This window comes from Pelagibacterium mangrovi (assembly GCF_036662815.1).
In the GTDB taxonomy this organism is placed as follows: domain Bacteria; phylum Pseudomonadota; class Alphaproteobacteria; order Rhizobiales; family Devosiaceae; genus Pelagibacterium; species Pelagibacterium mangrovi.
On sequence record NZ_JBAFXA010000004.1, the window covers coordinates 16,943 to 34,391 of the forward strand.

Consider the following 17,449-nt stretch of genomic DNA (forward strand, 5'->3'; position numbering starts at 1 on the left):
CGAGAAGGGTTAGCGGATGCGCCGCCCGGCGCCGTCGAAGAGATAAGCGCGGGAAGCGGGAATGGTGATTGTGAGTTGCGTCTGGTCTTTCTCCGACCGCGACTGGGCGCGCTCGATGATCAATTGCTCGCCGCTCGCCATGTTGGCGTAGACATAGCTCGTTGCCCCCAGGTGTTCGGCGACGTCGACCGTTACCGTCAGCCTGTAACCGGGCTCGTCGGCCCTGCCGAAATGCTCGGGGCGGATGCCCAGGGTTACGGGGTCGCCTTGGGCCAGGGTTTCGGTCACGGGCAAGATGAGCTCCGCATCGCCGTGATTGACCAGCGCGAGCCGGACGCTGCCGGGTCGGTTTTCGAGCACGCGAGCAGCGAGAAAATTCATGCGCGGCGAGCCCACGAAGCCGGCGACGAACTGGTTGGCCGGGTCGTCATAGAGGTCGAGCGGCGCGCCGATCTGTTCGACTTTGCCCTCGCGCAGCACGACGATCTTGTCGGCCAGCGTCATGGCTTCGGTCTGGTCGTGGGTGACGTAGATCATGGTCGTGCCGAGCTCGGAATGGAGCCTCGCGATCTCCACCCGCATCTGGACACGCAATTCGGCGTCGAGATTGGAGAGCGGCTCATCGAACAGGAACACCTCCGGCTCGCGCACGATGGCCCGGCCGATGGCGACGCGCTGGCGCTGGCCGCCCGAAAGCTGGCGCGGACGGCGGTCGAGCAGCGGCTCGATCTGCAGGATCGCGGCGGCCTTTTCGACGCGACGGGCGATGTCGTCCTTGGGCCGCCTATTCATGCGCAACCCGAAAGAGAGATTCTGCTCGACGCTCATATGGGGGTAGAGCGCGTAGGACTGGAACACCATGGCGATGCCGCGATCGGCCGGCTCGATATCGTTGACTGTCCTGCCCCCGATGGCAATCTCGCCGCCCGATATGTCCTCGAGCCCTGCGATCATGCGCAGCAGCGTTGATTTCCCGCAGCCCGAGGGACCGACGAACACCACGAACTCGCCGTCTGCGACCTCGATATCGACGCCATGGATCACCTCGAACGCCCCGAAGCGTTTGACGACATTGCTCAGAATGACACCGGCCATCAGGCCCCCTCTATTTGATCGCGCCGGCGGCGATGCCGGCCACGAAATGGCGCTGGAGCAGAACGAAGACGATCAGCATCGGCACCGTGAGCACCACCGCCCCCGTCATGATGCCGCCCCAGGAAACACGCGTGAGCCCGATGAGCGAGCCGAGCGCCACGGGCGCGGTCATCATGTCGGGCCGGTTGTTGATGAGCAGAGGCCAAAGATAATTATTCCAGCTTGCAAGGAACAGGATGATGGCCAGGGCCGCGATGGTTGGGCGCGCCATCGGCAGGGCGACACGCAGGAAGATCTGCCACTCCTTGACGCCTTCGACCCGCGCCGCGTCGAAGAGTTCCCCCGGCATCATGGAAAAGGATTGCCGCATGAAAAGAACGCCCAGCGAATTGAAGAGCGGCGGCACGATCAGCGCGAACCAGGTGTTCCCGAGGCCAAAGTCGCGCGCCACCATGATGAATTGCGGGATGACCACGACGAAATAGGGCAGCGTGAGTGTGCCGAGGATGACGGCGATCACCGCCCTCTTGCCCAGGAAGTGATAGCGGGCCAGCGCCCAGCCGGCCATCGAGGTCAAAAGCACCGAGAGGATCGTATAGACCAGCGCTACGACGACCGAGATGAAGACGGTGCGCAGGAACCCCGTATCGGTTTCGAGCTGGATGAAATTGATCCAGAACTGGTCGGACGGCAGCAAATTGAGGCTGCCCGAGAAGATGGCGTTTTCCGGCTGGGTGGAAAAGACAACCATCATCCAGATCGGAAACAGCCAGAGGATGGCCAACGGCACCAGGACGGCGTGGAGCGCGAGCGTTCGGGTTAAGGTGGTGGACGATTTCGATCTCATTTGTCGTCCCTCCCCAGCCAGAGATTGAGGAGCGCGATGACCACCGCCAGCGCCGCGATGGTGTAGGCGACCGCCGAAGCGTAGCCGAAATTGAGCACGGTAAAGCCCTGCCGGTAGAGGAACAGTCCCAGCGTTTCGGTCGCCCCGCCCGGCCCACCGCGATTGGTGATCAGGAAGGGTTCGGCGAAAAGCTGCATGGTGCCGATAACCGAGAGAACAACGCAAACGAGGATGATGGGACGCAGCAGCGGCAGGGTGATGAAGAAGAATTGTCTAGTCTTCGATACCCTGTCCAGCGTTGCCGCCTCATAGACGTCCTCGGGGATCGATTGCAGGCCCGAAAGGATGATGATCGCGTTGTACCCCACCCAGCGCCAGGTAACAGCCATGATGATGAGCGCCATGGCGGCGGTCGGGTTGGAGAACCAGGCAACCGGCTCAAGTCCCACGCCGGCGATGAGCTTGTTGATGACCCCGAAATCGGCGTTGAACATCAGCCGGAACACAGCGGCATAAGCCACTTCGCCCACCACCACCGGCGCGAAGAAGGCAAAGCGCATGATACCGCGCGCCTTGAGCAGGTGTGAATTGAGCAGCACGGCTAAAAGCGTCGCCAGTGCTATCATCACGGGCACCTGGATGACGAGGATGATGAGCGTATTTTTAAGCGCATTGGCGAAGGCCGGATCGACGATCAGCCGACCCCAGTTGAACGTGGGGTTGAAGGTCCAGGGTTGGACGCGCGTGGCCATGAAGGAGAGGTAGAACGAATAGATGATCGGCCACACCCAGAAGAGCGCGAAAACCGCTAGATAGGGCGCAAGGAACCCATACGCTGTTCGCGTGCCGGCGCGCATCGGATCATCTCCTCGGAGGGTGCATGCGGGCCCGTTGGCCCGCATGCCTGTGATGGATTACTGCGCGATCGGCATGCCGGTGGCCAGCGCGATCTGATTGGCGGCGTCATCGAGCGCTGCTTGTGCACTCTCGTAACCGCCATTGAGATATTGCGTCTGGACGGTCTGGATCACGGCGTCGGCATCCCCGAAGAACGGCGTGCCGCGCGAGGGGACAACGCGGTCGAGAGTGCCCAGGATGTCGACCCAAATCGCCTGGTCGCCCCAATAGGGCTGTGTCTCTTCCACATAGGGGTCCTCGAGCGCTGAAAGCAGCGAGGGGACGAGGCCATATTCCCGGAGCATGATAACCTGGCCCTCATTGGTGCCCAGCGTGTAGTTCACATAGGCCCAGGCGGCCTCCTGGTTGTCCGAGACCGAGGTGATGGCCAGCGAGGACCCTCCCAGATTGGCGGCGCGCGGGCCGTCGGCGGTGACCGAAGGCATGAGATATACGCCCCAGAGCCCCTCTTGCTCGGGCGCATTGGTGCGGATCGTGCCTTCATACCAAGCGCCGAACAGCTGGCTGGCGACAGTCTCGGCCTGGATGGCCTGAATGCGCTCATCCCAATTGCCGGCGACAAGAATCCCTGCGTCATACATCGCCTTGACCGCATCGAGCGCGGCCACGCAACCGGGCTGGTTGACGCCAATCTCGGCGCCCTCTGCGCTGAAATAGCCGCAGCCCTGCTCATTGGCCAGCATGCGGAACCATTCGGTGTCGCCGTTGAAATCGGCCTGCGCCATGACGACACCCGGATTGGCTTCGGCGATGGCGAGCCCGGCTTCGATAAAATCATCCCAGGTCGTGATCGAAGTGGGGTCGATCCCGGCATTCTCATAGAAATCGCGCCGGTAGAACATCACCACAGGTCCCGAATCCCAAGGCATGGCATAGGCGACCTCGCCCACTTCGAGCTCGACCCGCTTGAAGTCGGGGAAACCCGACGCGATCTCCTCGGTGTAGCCAAGGTCCCTGAGGTTGGCGAAGCAATCGGGAAACTGGGCCCAGAAAATCTCCGCTTCCCCGTTTTCGATCGAGATGATGTCGGGCAGGCCCGAGCCGCCCGCCGCGCAGCCGGCCAGCGTGCGGTCGAAGACCTGCTGATTGCCGAGGTCTTGGACGGTGACGGTAACGTCGGGATATTGGGCATTGAAATCCTCGATCGTCGATTCAAGCGACGAAGCGGCGACGTCCCAACTCCAGATGGTGATCTCGCCCGATTGTGCATGGGCGTCGCCCACCGCCCCGAGCGCAAGCGCCAGCGTGGCGCACCTCATGGTTAGACGCATCGATGTTCCTCCCATTTATGTTGCCCGGATTTCGGGCTGCTCCTACACTATCGTAGTCGGAGCCGGCGTCTCGCTGAATGGGAAGGGGGAGTCGTTGGAAAGTAAGATGGGTGAGAAGCGGTACTGGAACCCGCTCAAGAGCACGGTGGAAAGCGTGCCCAACAAGCTGGTGATCAGTCACGAACAGCCGGGCATCATGGCAACGGCCCATTGGCACGCCCAGGTCGAAATCAACTATGTGTTTTCAGGTTGGGTCGATTATCAGATGCAGGGCCATGCGGTGCATCTGGCCGAGGGCGATCTTTGCCTGTTCTGGGGCGGGCTGCCCCATCAGGTGGTCGACACCAGCGAAAGCCCGCTGTTCATCGCCATCCACCTGCCCCTCGTCCACTTCTTCCGCCTGCGGCTGCCGGCCGATATCCAGCAACGCCTGATGCGTGGCGCGACGCTCCTGTCGGCTGAGCCCGATCCGGGCGACCATGGGTCCTTTGCGCGCTGGTCTGATTATCTCCGCTCTTCCGACCCGGCCAGGATTCGTCATGGTATCGATGAGTTGCTGTTGCGTATCGAGCGCGTTCAATTCGACGACTATCGGTTGCTCGACGCCACGACCATGGATGCTGCGCCCGCCGAGGCCCCGGACCGCCAGAGCTTCCACAACATCGGCGAGATCTGCTCATATATCGGCGCCAATTTCCGGCATGACATCGACTCCAGCGCCATTGCATCCTCGGTCGATATCCACCCCAAATACGCCATGAGTGTCTTCAAGAAATCCACTGGCATGACACTCAACGAATATGTGAGCCTACTGCGGCTTTCCTACGCGCAATCGCTATTGCTGCGTGATGAGACAAATGTGCTCGGGATAGCCATGGAGAGCGGCTTTGGATCACTGTCGGCCTTCAACGCCACCTTTCGTAGGCTGGCTGGAATGAGCCCAACCGACTATCGCCGCGCCGCACGCGAACACGCCACAAGTTCGCGCCTTCAACCATAGTTCTGAGGTTCGGCTGTTGGTCACCGGCTTCAGCAACCGCCGAACCATGCTATGCATATGGCTACTCCCCACCGAGTTCATCGCAGCGTTATCAGAATATAACGGGGCTGACGCTCCCCGAAGAAGGAATACCCCAATGCCGGTCGAGCCCCCGAAAGACGAAACTTCCCAACAAGCTCAGGAGCAAGGAACGGGCGCGCGCGCGACGAAGGTCCATGCGCCGTTGGAACGCAGCCGTTTCGGCGGCACCGAGCGCCGGCGCGACCGCCCCCATGACGATGACGCGCCGGTACGGCGCAGCGACCTTAGCAAGGGCCCTGAAGAACTGCTCGAAAAGCGCACCGCCACCATCAACTGGCGCGTGTTGGGGATTTCGTCGGCGGTAATTATTGCCTTTTCGATCTGGGCTATCCTGATGCCAGAGAACGCGCGCATTGCAATGAGGACGGCCGTCGATTGGATCGCGACCAACCTCGGCTGGTACTATGTGCTCACGGTTACCATCGTTGTCGGTTTCGTTCTCTGGGTTGCGTTCTCCAAGGAGGGCGACGTTCGGCTCGGTCCCGACCATTCGAGGCCGCAGTACAAGCTGGTGACCTGGGTCGCGATGCTGTTCGCCGCCGGCGTCGGCATCGACATGCTCTTTTATTCGGTCACCGGGCCGGTGGTACAATACCTCTATCCGCCCTCTGGCGAAGGCGGCACCTCAGCCGCCCTGCAGGACGCCGTGGTCTGGACGATGTTCCACTATGGCATTGCCGGTTGGTCCATGTATGCGCTGCTCGGCATGGCCATGGGGTATTTCGCCTATCGATGGGGCATGCCGCTATCGATAAGGGCCGCGCTCTATCCATTGCTCGGCAGGCGCGTGCGCGGCCCCCTGGGTGATGGCATCTCCATCATCGCGCTGGTGGGCACCGTATTCGGCGTCGCCACGTCGATGGGCATCGGCGTGGTTCTGCTCGCCGTCGGTTTTTCGCTGATCTTCGGCCTCCCCGACGGTCTGACGCTACAGATTGCGCTTGTCGTCGTCGCCGTGGGTTTGACCATCGCAGCCACCACATCGGGCGTCGACCGCGGCATCCGCTGGATCTCCGAACTGAACCTGTGGAGCGCGGCGGCGATGATGATCTACATCCTTTTCACCGGCCAAACGGCGTTTCTCTTGAACGCGTTGGTTGAGAACATCGGAAGGTTTTTTGTCACCCTTCCCGCGCGCACGCTCCAGACTTTCGCCTACGAGCCACAAGGCGCCGAGTGGATGGGCAGCTGGACCCTGTTCTTCTGGGCGTTCTGGCTTGCGTGGGGTCCCTTCGTCGGCGTCTTTCTTGCCCGCATTTCCCGCGGCCGCACGCTCCGCGAGTTCGTTATCGCCGCGATCACCGCGCCTGTGCTTTGCGACTTCTTCATTGTCTCGCTGTTCGGCAACTCGGCCATCTATGAGGTACTGCAAGGCAACACGCAATTCGCCGAGCTCGCCGTGCAAAGTCCCGAACAGGGCTGGTATGCGCTGCTGGCGATGTTCCCGGCACCGATGTTTCTGATCGGTCTCGCCACGCTCTCGGGGCTGCTGTTCTATCTCACGAGCGCCAATTCAGGAGCCATGGTGATGGCGAATTTTTCGGCCTCCATTCCCGAACCGTCCCAGGACGGTCCCAAATGGCTACGCATTTTCTGGGCGTTGATCACCGCTGTGCTCACCGTGGCGATGTTGCTCGCCGGTGGGGTGACGACGATGGAGTATGCAACACTCATCTTCGCGCTGCCGGTGACGCTGATCGCATATCTGGTCATGTCATCCTTTTACAAAGTGCTGCGGATGGAGCGGGCCGAGCGCGAAGGACAGGTGCTTCACAGGCGCTCCATCGCCCCCATAGGCGGTCACGTGCCCGAACGTTCCTGGAAACAGCGGCTGGAACAGCTCCGCGCGTTCCCATCGATGCGTCAGGCCATCCAGTTTTTGGACCGAACGGTGCGGCCGGCGCTGGACGATGTGACGGCCGAGTTCCGCAATCAGGGCTATGATGTCGAACAGAGCACCATGACCAATGCCACCGGCATCGAAGAGCCGCTGCTTCGAGTGACGCTGGAAGGCTTTCGCGCTTTCCACTACCAGGTGGTAGTGGTCGAAGCGCCCGTACCAATGTTCAGTGGCCGGATGACGCGCGAAACCGATGTCTACTATCGGCTCGAAGTGTTCACGCAAACCGGTTCGGGTGGTTACGATCTGATGGGCCTTACAAAACAGCAGGTCATCGACGACATTCTGGAGCGATACGAAGCCCACCTTGCGTTCCTCACCTTCTCCTCCGAGAACGATACGGCCTCCGTACTCACACCGGCGATATCTCCCGCCGGTCCAATCTCCACGGTGCCCAAGAGCGCGGAGGACGTCGAAGTAATCGACGACAAGTAAAGCGATGATCGTCGGGCAGGAAAGAACCGGCCCTCACAGCGTCCGGGGCATATACCCGTAGATCCTGATCGCTCCTCCGTCGCGCCTGAGCATGTACCCGCCGAATTCCTCGCCGACCGGGCGTCCATCGGCATCGCCATGCTGCCAACTGATGGCGCAAAACGCGGTGCTGCTCGAAATCGGCTGATAGGTGGTGATCGTCGGTTTCACAGCCTCGATCCCGGCATACTGCTCCATCGAACTGGAAAAGAACTGGACGATCATGTCATTGCTGTCGACGGCGATAGCGCCAGCATCCGACACCACAAGCGATGGCACCGCCCAGTAGCGGGCGATCTCGCTTCCATCCCGACTGAGAAGGGCTTGGGCATAGCGCTCGAAAAAATCCTGGGCGTCTTCTTTCTCGATCACGGCGTCTCTCCTGTGGCGCGAGGGATAGCGCCCGGAACAACGAATTTTCATCCCCGCCCGTTCCCTCCTCCAGCTCAATCCCGCCCTATGCGCTCGCTCACCGGCGGTGCTAGGCTCCGCCAGGACGTAGCTCAGGAGCGGGAAAACCATTGGACAGGTTCGAATCGGACAGGATGTTCGTCGCGGTGATGGAAACCGGCAGCTTCACCGCCGCCGCCGAAAGGCTGGGCACGAGTTCGGGCCAGGCCTCCAAGCTGGTATCGCGGCTGGAAAGCGCTCTGGGCGTGCGCCTTTTGAGCCGTACCACGCGCGCCGTTTCCCCAACTGAAGCAGGCCAGGCCTATTTCGACCGCCTCCGTCCTCTCCTTGAAGAATTCGACAATCTCGACGCCGCCATCCGGGACGCTTCGCACGCTCCACGCGGCCGGCTGCGCCTCACGGCTCCGCTGACCTTCGGCACCATGGAAATTGCGCCGGCGCTCAACGCGTTCGTCGCCAATTTCCCCGAAATCGATCTTGATGTGAACTTTTCCGATCGCATCGCAAGCCTTGTCGATGACGGTTTCGACATGGCGATCCGGGTGGGCCGAGCCGACGATTCGAGCATGATCGCGCGCAAGCTCTGCGACGTGCGCATCCTCGTCGTGGGCGCGCCGGACTATCTCGAACGAACCGGAGAACCGGAAACCCCTCAAGATCTGTCCCGCTTCGATTGCATCATCGACACCAATTTCCGCGAGCCCAACCGATGGCCGTTCCGCGATGACAAAGGCGGGCAATTCACCGCCCATGTGGACGGGCACATCCGCTATTCCAACGCCGAAGCCTGCTTGAGCGCGGCCCAGGCCGGGCTGGGGCTGGCCTGCGTCCCCAGCTTCATCGCCGGCCAAGCCCTGCACGCCGGAAATTTGCGTAGAGTTTTGAAAACCTTTGAGCCTGAACCTTACGCGGTACATGCCATTTATCCCCACAGCCGCTATCTGGCTGCAAAGGTTCGCAAGCTTGTCGACTTCCTGATCGAACGCTATCGCGGCCAGCCGCATTGGGAGAAAGGCTGGTAGATTGCTTCCATATTGGAGGCAATGATCTTCCTTTCCACCGGATTATCATCGCCACCGAAAAGCTCCATCTTCTCGTCAGCAGCCGCCGGCCCGCGCCGCCGCAATTTTCCTGAGGAGAAGACGCCATGAACACCGCTCCCGACAGTTTCGATCTCGGCAACGCGCCAATGCGGATCGGACGCGTCCGGTTGAAGGTGCGCGACCTGGCAAAGGTCGCCCGCTTTTATGAAGACGCCCTCGGCCTGCCCCGGATTGCCGAAAGCGGCGACACCATCACCCTCGGCACGGCCACCACGCCATTGCTCGAATTGGCCGGCGATCCATCCCTTGCGCCGCGCGATCCGCGCATGGCGGGCCTGTTCCACACCGCCTTCCTGCTGCCAAACCGTGCCGATCTGGGCCGCTGGGTCACCTTCGCGGTCAACAATCGCATCCCCGTTCAGGGCGCGTCCGACCATATCGTCAGCGAAGCGCTCTACCTCGCCGATCCGGAAGGCAATGGCATCGAAATCTACGCCGACCGGGCACCCTCGCGCTGGCGCACCCCCGATGGCGAAATCTACATGACCACTGAAGCGCTCGACCTGGGCGACCTCGTGGCGTCGTCCGAAGGCACCCAATGGTCGGGATTTCCCGCCGGCGGGTCCGTCGGCCACGTACATCTACAGGTCGGCGATACCGCGCTGGCCGAACGCTTCTACGGCGGCGTGCTGGGCTTCGACGTAGCCAGCCGCTATCCGGGCGCCAGCTTTTTCGGCAGCGGCGGCTATCACCACCAGATCGCCGGCAATACCTGGAACAGCCGCCAGGCCGGATCACGCCCGGCGGGAATGACAGGCCTTGAATTGGTCGAGATCGTCATGCGCGACGAGGCGGCCCGACAGGCCATTCTCGCCCGCGCCGCCGAGGCCGGCATCCCCACCCGGGCCGATGGCGCCGCCGTCACGCTCGACGACCCCTGGGGCACCCACATCACCCTGATCGCTTGAGGAAACAGCCATGCTTGTAAATGGAAAATGGACCACTGACTGGCAACCCATCCAGGCCAGCGACGAAAAAGGCGGCTTCGTGCGCCAGACCTCGAGCTTCCGCAACTGGGTCACCCCCGATGGCAGCGCCGGCCCGACCGGCGAAGGCGGATTTGCCGCCGAGGCCGGCCGCTACCACCTCTATGTCGCCCTCATCTGCCCCTGGGCGTCGCGCACCCTCATGGGGCGCAAGCTCAAGAAGCTCGACGATGTGATCTCGGTATCGGTTGTCGAACCCGCCCTCAGCGATGAAGGCTGGCGGTTCGGCGACTATCCCGGCTCCGACCGCGACGTGGTCAACGGCGCGACCTATATGCATGAACTCTATACCCGCGCCGATCCGCAGATCAGCGGCCGAGCCACGGTCCCCGTGCTGTGGGATAAGAAGCTTGGCACCATCGTCAACAATGAATCCGCCGATATCCTGCGGATGATGAATTCGGGCTTTGGCGACCTCGCCGATCAGTCGGTCGATCTTTACCCCCCGGCCTTGCGCGAGGAAATCGAGGCGCTCAACGCCCGCGTCTATCCCGGCCTCAACAACGGCGTTTACCGTGCAGGTTTCGCCACCACGCAGGAAGCCTATGAGGAAGCCTTGAGGAAGCCTTCGCGGGCGTGTTCGAAATGCTCGACGAACTCGAAAACCGGCTGAGCGATGGACGCAGCTTCCTCGGCGGCGAGCATTTCACCGAGGCCGATATCCGCCTGTTCGTGACGCTCGTCCGGTTCGATGCCGCCTATTACGGCCTGTTCAAGTGCAACCTTAAGCGCCTTGCGGACTATCCGGCGCTCAGCGCCTATGTCGCCCGCACCCTCGCCATCCCCGGCATCCGCGAAACGGTCAACATCGACCACATCAAGCGCGGCTATTATTCGGTCAAGGCGCTCAACCCCAATGGGATCGTCCCCGTAGGTCCCGAATTGGCCCTGGCCTGACGAAAACGGCGGCGCGCGGCACAAAGCTGCGCGCCGCTCCTTGTTGCCAAGATTCCCTTCACGGCACATAAAGCGCTAGCAGACCAAGCTTCGCCCCACGCCGAACGTCCTATCCACCGATAGCGAACGCAAAAAGGGATCATCGCATGCGCTCTTACTGTCTGGCCTCACTTCTCGTTCTCGCGACCGGCACGGCGGCTCACGCCGATGCCGATATGCTCGGCGATGCCCTGGGCAAATTTCCGCAGATCATCGTCACCAATCCCGAGCCGGTGCAGGCCTATTTCGTCAATATGCAGGCCATCGCGCAGGCAGGAAATGACGATGAAATTGCCCGCGGGCGCATCGACTTCGGGGTGATCGACGCGCTCACCCCCCTGATGATGGGCGACGTTGAAACATGGGAGGAGAACGCCGGCATCGGGATCGACGAGATCCGCTATTTTGCCGGCATAGGCCAGCCTCCGCAGACGATCAGCATCTGGGGCCTTGCCGATCAGGAGGTGGCGGCGGGATTGGTCGACGGACTCGCGGCCAAGGGCTTCGCGCCCCTCAACGGCAGCGCGGTGCTTGGCAATGGCGAACCCCACCGCATGGACCCCAGCCAGCGCGACGTCTCCAACCCCTGGCGCGGCCAGTTGGGTCAGGCAACGTTTGCGGCGCAGTTGGCCGATGCGGTGGTCCAGTCCACCGCGCCGGAGGGTGTAGAGCGTTTTCTGGCCGATGGCGAAAACGCCGCCGCTCATCCGGTCGTCGCCACCGCGCTCGCCGGGGTGGATGCAGCATCCGAAAGTGGCGTCGTCGTTCAGGCGATGCTGATCTCTCCCGGCTTCGGGCTGCAAGGGGCCGATATCGGCTCCATTCTCATGCAAGGCGATTTGGATATGGATGCCATGCGCAGCCAGTTGGAAGACCAGATGGCGGCGGCCGGCGAGGGCATCCCTCCCTATTTCGGAGGCATTATCGCCGACATCCAGATCGACCGCCCTGCCCTCGCGATGAGCGTGGTCTATCCCGATTGCGATATCGCCACGGCGGCATCCAAGCTGATCGAGCAACGCTGGATGGCGACCATGTCGGACATTGCGCCGGGCGAGCCGGCAAGCGAGGTGGTCGAGGGGGACGATGGCCTTTGCAGTGCCGTTGTTTTAATCGCGTCGGACAGCGAGGACGCAAGCTCCAATCCGCTGTCGCGAGCCATGTTCTCCGCGTTCATACAGCGCCAGTTCACCGTGCTCCAAATCGGGCAATGATCTTCCACCGTTTCATCAAAAATCAACCCTAGAGGCCTTCCAATCATGCTCATTTCCAAGTTGATAGCTGCGGCCGCCATGGCCGCTCTCGCGGCACCACCTGCCTTTGCCCAATCGGATATGCTGGGCATTCCGGGCCCGATTTCCTTCCAGGGCCAGGATTATGCCCTCGCCTGGACCTCGCAGCCTTCCGAAGCCTATTTCAAGCAAGAATACGTACCCGAGGGTCAGGCAGTCGAAGCCTACACCGATATGATCCTCGTGGAAGCGGTAGCAGGCGCCATCACTCCGGCTCAAGCAGCGGCAGCGCAGGTGGAAACGCTCGCCGCGCGCAAGGAAATCGATCCGGTGGTCAACCATGAGATCATCCACAACGAGGCGACCGGCGAAGTGCTGCTCGATTTCGTCGTCAGCGATTTGAGCCTCGATCCGATCGTGGTCGAATGGAATGCCTATCGCTACCTGCCGCTCGCCGAAGGTGAAGGTGTCGCGCTCGTCGCCGTCAGCCGCCGCGGCTATGGCGAAGATGGCGCCCGCGACTTTCTAGGTGGCCTCGGCACGGTCCGGGCCGAAGCGATCAACGCCCTTGCGGCATTCGATATCCCTGCGATCAGCATCGCCCGGTAAAAGACGTTTACCGCCTCTCGACGCCCTTGAGCCTTGCGACCACTTCTCCCCGATCGGTCGCATCATGGATTTCTAACGATAGTGCGCCGGATAGAACGTATCCGGCGCCACTATCGACAAAGGCATCCCATTGCTGCCGTCCCCCCTCTGGGCCGGATTGGACCAAGAGCACCGGGACATCCGACAAACCACTGTCCTGACGAAAAGCATCGGTGACGATTATGGCCTCCGACGGCTCCTTGACGCGGCGGTCGAACTGCCGCTCGATCATCCCGTCCATCAGGTAAAGCGCGACATCATCGTCCACGCTGCGCACCATGATTTCGGTGTCGCCAAAGCTAAAGCTCTGGGTAACAGCATCGTCACGCAAATCGAGCGGCAAATTCTGTGATCCGGGCGCAGGCGCGGCGCCCATGCGTACCGGCCCCTCCGGTGCCGGTCCCGCCTGGGCCTCGAGTTCGGCTTCGGCGTCAGCAACCGCCGCCGGCTCGCGCGACAGCGCAGTCTCGGAGGGAACCGAAGCCGGCGCCGGTGCAGGCTCCTGCATCGATGGCAAAAGATCGGGCCGCCCCATCAACGGAACAACGACGACCGCAGCCAAAGCGGCGAAGGCCATGGCCGAGGCCGGCATCAGCCAATTGGTGCTCCTGATCCATCCGGCAAATCCGCCCCCACCCTTCCGGCTTTCGGGCGCTCGCGCCAGCTCGGCGGAAAAGGCACGCGCGCTCATTGCCGCGACCGCGTCGATTTTCGCGGGGTCGGGCTCTGGCGTCGCAATCTGCGACAGGCGCTCGAATGGGTCCTTGTCCATGCCTGTCATAATCTATCCTTGAGAGCCTTGCGCGCGTTGTGGATATGCCAGGCCACGGTCACATCCTTGCACCCCATCACCTCCGCCGCTTCCGCGTGGCTCATGTGTTCGGCGTAAACCAGCAGCACGGCATCCCGCTGCTTTTCGGGCAATTGGCGCACCACCTGCCAAAGTTCGCTCAAGGCGAGCTCGTCTTCCTGGGTCGGTCTGCTCTCTTCGGTCGCCCCGAGCGAGATTTCCGAGGCCAGACGCTGGCGCCTCTGGCTCGAACGCTTGAGGTCGTAAACCGCATTGAGCGTGATCCGATACAGCCAACTTGTAAAGCTGGCCCTCCAATCGAAGCTCTTCAAGGCCGTGGCAAGACGCATGCATACGGTTTGCGTCACGTCCTCGGCATCGCTGCGATGCCCAAGCCAGCGAAACGCCGTCTTGAAAATAAAACCGTACTGCCGGGCCACGAGGCGCTCGAAAGCGGCGACATCACCCGCCTGGGCCAGGCGCACCAGCTCGGCCGTTTCCTCTGCATTCCGATCGATCGCCGCAACCGGCCGGCTTGCCGTTTCGGCAGAGCTGTTCGCTATGTCCATGCAACCCAAACCACGCGCAACAATCAAACCATAGCCTAGAGGTCAGGCGGTGAAAGGATCAAGCCCAAGCTTGAAACGCGCGACCCATTTCCGCCTCAACGCCGGCCTTCTCCCCCAGCAGGGTGCGACATTCTGCCCGGGATGAGGTCTTCCCTGACAATTATTCCCGTCCTATCACGCTGCGTGAAACTCGATATATGCCTACCTCACGGAGATTTACATTGAAACACATCGGCGCGCTCGTCGGCTTCACGGTGCTGGTCTTCGGCACCCTCTTTATCTTCACCCATGATTGGTCCACCCCAACCGAAGAAGACGTGGCCGTAGCCGAGGCTCCGGCTCCTGAGGCTGCGCCTGTGGAAGCCGCCGAACCCATTCCGGTCGATGAAGCGCTGCTCACCGCCGGCCAGGGCCAGTACGCCATGTGCCAGGCCTGCCACGGCCCCGCCGGCGAAGGCAGCATGGGCCCGGCCTTTGTCGCCAACGAGCATCTGGCCGACGCCGGTTTCGTGATCGAGACGCTGCTGTTCGGCCGTAACGCAATGCCGGCATTCGGCGAACGCTACGACGACGAAGAGATCGCCGCCATCGGCACCTATATTCGCAACGGCTGGGACAATGAATTCGGCGGCATCACCGTCGAAGACGTCGCCGCCGCCCGCGAGGCAGGCGCGCAATAAGCCTTTCAACGGCTTCACCGACATAAAAAGGGTCCGGTTTCCGGGCCCTTTTTGTTGAATACCGCCAGCTATGGCCGCGTAAAGCACACACCATTTTCGCCCGCGAACAGATCGGGCAACATCCCGATCGCGTAGTCGCGGATTAGCCGGTCGACATGCACATAGTTCGTGGCCCCGCATTCGGCGTAATTGTCGTCGGTCCCGGTGAGATAATTGCCCTCGGCCAGCGCCGGGAAGCTCTGATAGCGGGTGTCGGTGGCGATGGTTTCGGTGTTCACCGCCTTTTCGTAATAGATGATGAAAAAATCGGTATCGACGGCCCGCCCCAGCGAGGTCTCGAAATCGAAGGTCATCCCGTTGCCCGCTTCATTGCCTTCGGCAAAGGGGTTATCAACCCCGAGCGTCTCCAGTATCTGGCCGTTGAGCGAGCTGGCGCCATGCGCATACATAAAGGTGCAGCCCCGCTGCTCGCCGATGCAGGCGTAAGCCGCGCTGAAATCGGACGGCAACTGCCCTGCAACGGTATCCACCACTTCCTGATAGCGCGCCTCGATCGCATCGAAATGCTCATTGGCGTGCCCTTCGAGATTGTAGAACGCCGAAAGGAATTTGAGCCATTCCGAAGACCCCAGCGGCGTGGGCTCGATGCGGTTCGACACCATGATGGCCGGCAGCCCGCGTTCGCGTTCATCGGCCACTTCGGTGTAGCCCGGCCCGTATCCCGCCATGATCAGGATATCGGCTTCCAGCCCCAGCGCGGTTTCGAAGTCGATGCCGCTCGACCCCAGATTCTGCGGATCGTTCGCCACATCGAGCACCCGTCCGAACCAGTGATCGCTGCCCGCCGAATTGAGCATGCCGTTGGAAACCCCGACGATCGTGCCGAGCGCACCGATCTCGTCGAGCATCGCCAGCCCATTATTGTGGGTAATCATCGTCCGGTCGACCGGAACGTCCACCACCAGCGCGCCGTCAAGTTCGCCCGTCAGCTCGGGCGCCGGCGTCCCGCACTGCACCAGCACATAGGTGAGGTCGGGCCTGTCGGGAAATTCCGAATTGGGTACGGTCAGCACCTTGTAATTGTCGTGATAGGCGATCGACCAGAAGCTCGAATGGCGCGGCTCGACCTTGTCGGGGAAATAATCGGTGCCCGCTTCGAACGCCTCGACGCAGCTGGCCTCTGCGCCCTCCTGTGCCGAAACGGAAAATGGGGTCCCCAGGAGCAGCGCCGCGCCCATGATCGCAGTCAATCTGAATCCGTGTTTCATATTGTTTTCCCTCTCAAATTCGGTTCCAGTCCCTCACTCCGCCGGTGCTTGAAAGCAAACGCCCTCTTCGCCCGGAAACATCTCGGGCAGCAGTCCGATCGCATAGTCGCGGATCAGCTGATCGACGCGCACATAGGTCACCGCGTTGCATTGGTTGTAATTGTCGACTGTCGAGATGATGTAGTTCCCCGAAGCCAGCGCCGGCACGTTCTGGTAACGCGGATCGCTCGCCAACGCCTGGGGCGAGGCCACGTAATAGACGATGAAAAAATCGGTGTCCTGCACGCGACCCAGCGCGGCCTCATAGTCGAAATCCATGCCGTTCGGCCGGTCGTTTCCCTCGGCGAAGGGATTGCGCACGCCCATGAGCTGGAGAATCTGTCCGTTGAGCGAATTATCGCCATGGGCAAACATGAAACCGCAGCCGCCCTCCTCGCCAAGGCAGGCATAGCCGATCTCGTAATCATCGAGCCCCCCGGCGACCTCTTCCGCGATGGCCGTATAATCGGCGCTGATCGTCTCGAAGATGGCGTTGGCCTGCGCTTCTTCATTATAGAACGCGGCAACAAATTTGAGCCATTCGGACGAACCGAGCGGGGTGGGCTCGGTCCGGTTGGACACCATGATCGCCGGCAAACCCCGCTCGCTCACCGTGGTCACTTCATTATAGCCGGGTCCATATCCAGCCATGAAGATCACGTCAGGCTCCAGCGCCAGCGTCGTCTCGAAATCGAGTTCGGATTCCGATCCCACATCCAAAGGATCGCCCGCCGCAGCGACGATATCGGAATACCAGGCATCGCTTTGGGCAAACCCGAGATAGTTCCGGGTCAGTCCCACGATCGAGGGCACCTGCCCGATCTCGTCGATCATGGCCAAAGCATTCCGATGGGTTACGATTGACCTTTCGATGGGCACTTCGACCAGCAAGGCCCCTTCGAGATCGCCCGTCAGCTCGGGCGCGGGCGTGCCGCACTGCACGAGCACATAGGTGAGGCTACCCTCCGAGGAGTCCTCGGTGTCGGCGACCGTCAGCACCTTGTAATTGCCGTGATAGGACGCTTCCCAGAATTGGGAATGTTCGGCGGTGACCTTGTCGGCGAAATAATCGGCCGCCGGATCGAAATCCTCCACGCAAGCGGCCTCGCCAGCCCCGTCTTGAGCGATGGCGTGCGGCGCTCCCGTCAGCGCCGCCAATGCGGCGAGCGCCCATGTCCATTTCTGCATCGATAGAACTCCC

At 61.7% G+C, this 17,449-nt stretch carries 16 protein-coding genes and 1 pseudogene; 8 read left to right on the top strand and 9 right to left on the bottom strand.

The window, feature by feature from the left end:
• Nucleotides 1-9 precede the first annotated feature (9 nt).
• Genes V4T21_RS07670 through V4T21_RS07685 form a run of 4 tightly spaced genes read right to left on the bottom strand, consistent with a single transcriptional unit; the run spans nucleotide 10 to nucleotide 4,131 of the window.
• On the bottom strand, nucleotides 10-1,095 hold the full coding sequence (locus V4T21_RS07670; protein ID WP_332715117.1) for an ABC transporter ATP-binding protein: 1,086 nt from the start codon (nucleotides 1,093-1,095) through the stop codon (nucleotides 10-12).
• Between the two features lie 10 nt (nucleotides 1,096-1,105).
• Complete coding sequence (locus tag V4T21_RS07675; RefSeq protein WP_332715119.1) at nucleotides 1,106-1,942, bottom strand: carbohydrate ABC transporter permease; 837 nt, start codon at nucleotides 1,940-1,942, stop codon at nucleotides 1,106-1,108.
• Nucleotides 1,939-2,799, bottom strand: coding sequence for a carbohydrate ABC transporter permease (locus V4T21_RS07680; RefSeq protein ID WP_332715121.1), 861 nt, complete (start codon nucleotides 2,797-2,799; stop codon nucleotides 1,939-1,941). Before V4T21_RS07680 ends, V4T21_RS07675 begins: the two co-directional genes overlap by 4 nt.
• Before the next feature lie 57 nt (nucleotides 2,800-2,856).
• Nucleotides 2,857-4,131: an extracellular solute-binding protein gene (locus V4T21_RS07685; protein ID WP_332715123.1), complete on the bottom strand. Its 1,275-nt coding sequence runs from the start codon at nucleotides 4,129-4,131 to the stop codon at nucleotides 2,857-2,859.
• 106 nt (nucleotides 4,132-4,237) lie between these two features.
• Here V4T21_RS07685 and V4T21_RS07690 point away from each other — a divergent pair, with 106 nt between their 5' ends.
• Both V4T21_RS07690 and betT read left to right on the top strand, forming a co-directional pair.
• A complete protein-coding gene (locus tag V4T21_RS07690) occupies nucleotides 4,238-5,131 on the top strand; it encodes a helix-turn-helix domain-containing protein (protein WP_332715125.1) in 894 nt (297 codons plus the stop codon).
• Nucleotides 5,132-5,267: 136 nt separating this feature from the next.
• Nucleotides 5,268-7,547 (top strand): choline BCCT transporter BetT, encoded by a 2,280-nt coding sequence (gene betT / locus V4T21_RS07695; protein ID WP_332715127.1) that lies wholly within the window; start codon nucleotides 5,268-5,270, stop codon nucleotides 7,545-7,547.
• 33 nt (nucleotides 7,548-7,580) lie between these two features.
• Here betT and V4T21_RS07700 read toward each other — a convergent pair whose 3' ends face one another.
• Nucleotides 7,581-7,958 carry a DUF6841 family protein gene (locus tag V4T21_RS07700; protein ID WP_332715129.1) on the bottom strand — a complete coding sequence of 126 codons (378 nt, stop codon included), beginning with the start codon at nucleotides 7,956-7,958 and terminating at the stop codon, nucleotides 7,581-7,583.
• Between the two features lie 149 nt (nucleotides 7,959-8,107).
• Between V4T21_RS07700 and V4T21_RS07705 the strand changes: the two genes are divergently transcribed.
• The 5 genes and pseudogenes from V4T21_RS07705 (at nucleotide 8,108) to V4T21_RS07725 (ending at nucleotide 12,863) form a co-directional block, all read left to right on the top strand.
• A complete protein-coding gene (locus tag V4T21_RS07705; protein ID WP_332715131.1) occupies nucleotides 8,108-9,019 on the top strand; it encodes a LysR family transcriptional regulator in 912 nt (303 codons plus the stop codon).
• Nucleotides 9,020-9,144: 125 nt separating this feature from the next.
• Nucleotides 9,145-10,008, top strand: a complete 864-nt coding sequence (locus tag V4T21_RS07710) for a VOC family protein (protein WP_332715133.1) — start codon at nucleotides 9,145-9,147, stop codon at nucleotides 10,006-10,008.
• Between the two features lie 10 nt (nucleotides 10,009-10,018).
• Nucleotides 10,019-10,983 (top strand): annotated as a pseudogene (locus V4T21_RS07715) (glutathione S-transferase family protein).
• A gap of 146 nt (nucleotides 10,984-11,129) precedes the next feature.
• A complete protein-coding gene (locus V4T21_RS07720; protein WP_332715135.1) occupies nucleotides 11,130-12,236 on the top strand; it encodes a hypothetical protein in 1,107 nt (368 codons plus the stop codon).
• A gap of 45 nt (nucleotides 12,237-12,281) precedes the next feature.
• Nucleotides 12,282-12,863 (top strand): HI_0983 family protein, encoded by a 582-nt coding sequence (locus V4T21_RS07725; RefSeq protein ID WP_332715137.1) that lies wholly within the window; start codon nucleotides 12,282-12,284, stop codon nucleotides 12,861-12,863.
• 7 nt (nucleotides 12,864-12,870) lie between these two features.
• Here the strand turns inward: V4T21_RS07725 and V4T21_RS07730 are convergent, their stop codons facing one another.
• The gene (locus V4T21_RS07730) at nucleotides 12,871-13,674 is read right to left on the bottom strand and encodes a hypothetical protein (protein WP_332715139.1); all 804 of its coding nucleotides are present in this window, start codon (nucleotides 13,672-13,674) and stop codon (nucleotides 12,871-12,873) included.
• Nucleotides 13,675-13,679: 5 nt separating this feature from the next.
• On the bottom strand, nucleotides 13,680-14,261 hold the full coding sequence (locus tag V4T21_RS07735) for an RNA polymerase sigma factor (protein WP_332715141.1): 582 nt from the start codon (nucleotides 14,259-14,261) through the stop codon (nucleotides 13,680-13,682).
• Nucleotides 14,262-14,482: 221 nt separating this feature from the next.
• Between V4T21_RS07735 and V4T21_RS07740 the strand changes: the two genes are divergently transcribed.
• Nucleotides 14,483-14,941, top strand: coding sequence for a c-type cytochrome (locus V4T21_RS07740; RefSeq protein WP_332715143.1), 459 nt, complete (start codon nucleotides 14,483-14,485; stop codon nucleotides 14,939-14,941).
• Between the two features lie 68 nt (nucleotides 14,942-15,009).
• Here V4T21_RS07740 and V4T21_RS07745 read toward each other — a convergent pair whose 3' ends face one another.
• Nucleotides 15,010-16,209, bottom strand: coding sequence for an ABC transporter substrate-binding protein (locus tag V4T21_RS07745; RefSeq protein ID WP_332715145.1), 1,200 nt, complete (start codon nucleotides 16,207-16,209; stop codon nucleotides 15,010-15,012).
• A 33-nt stretch (nucleotides 16,210-16,242) separates the two neighbouring features.
• Complete coding sequence (locus V4T21_RS07750; RefSeq protein ID WP_332715147.1) at nucleotides 16,243-17,436, bottom strand: ABC transporter substrate-binding protein; 1,194 nt, start codon at nucleotides 17,434-17,436, stop codon at nucleotides 16,243-16,245.
• Nucleotides 17,437-17,449 lie beyond the last annotated feature (13 nt).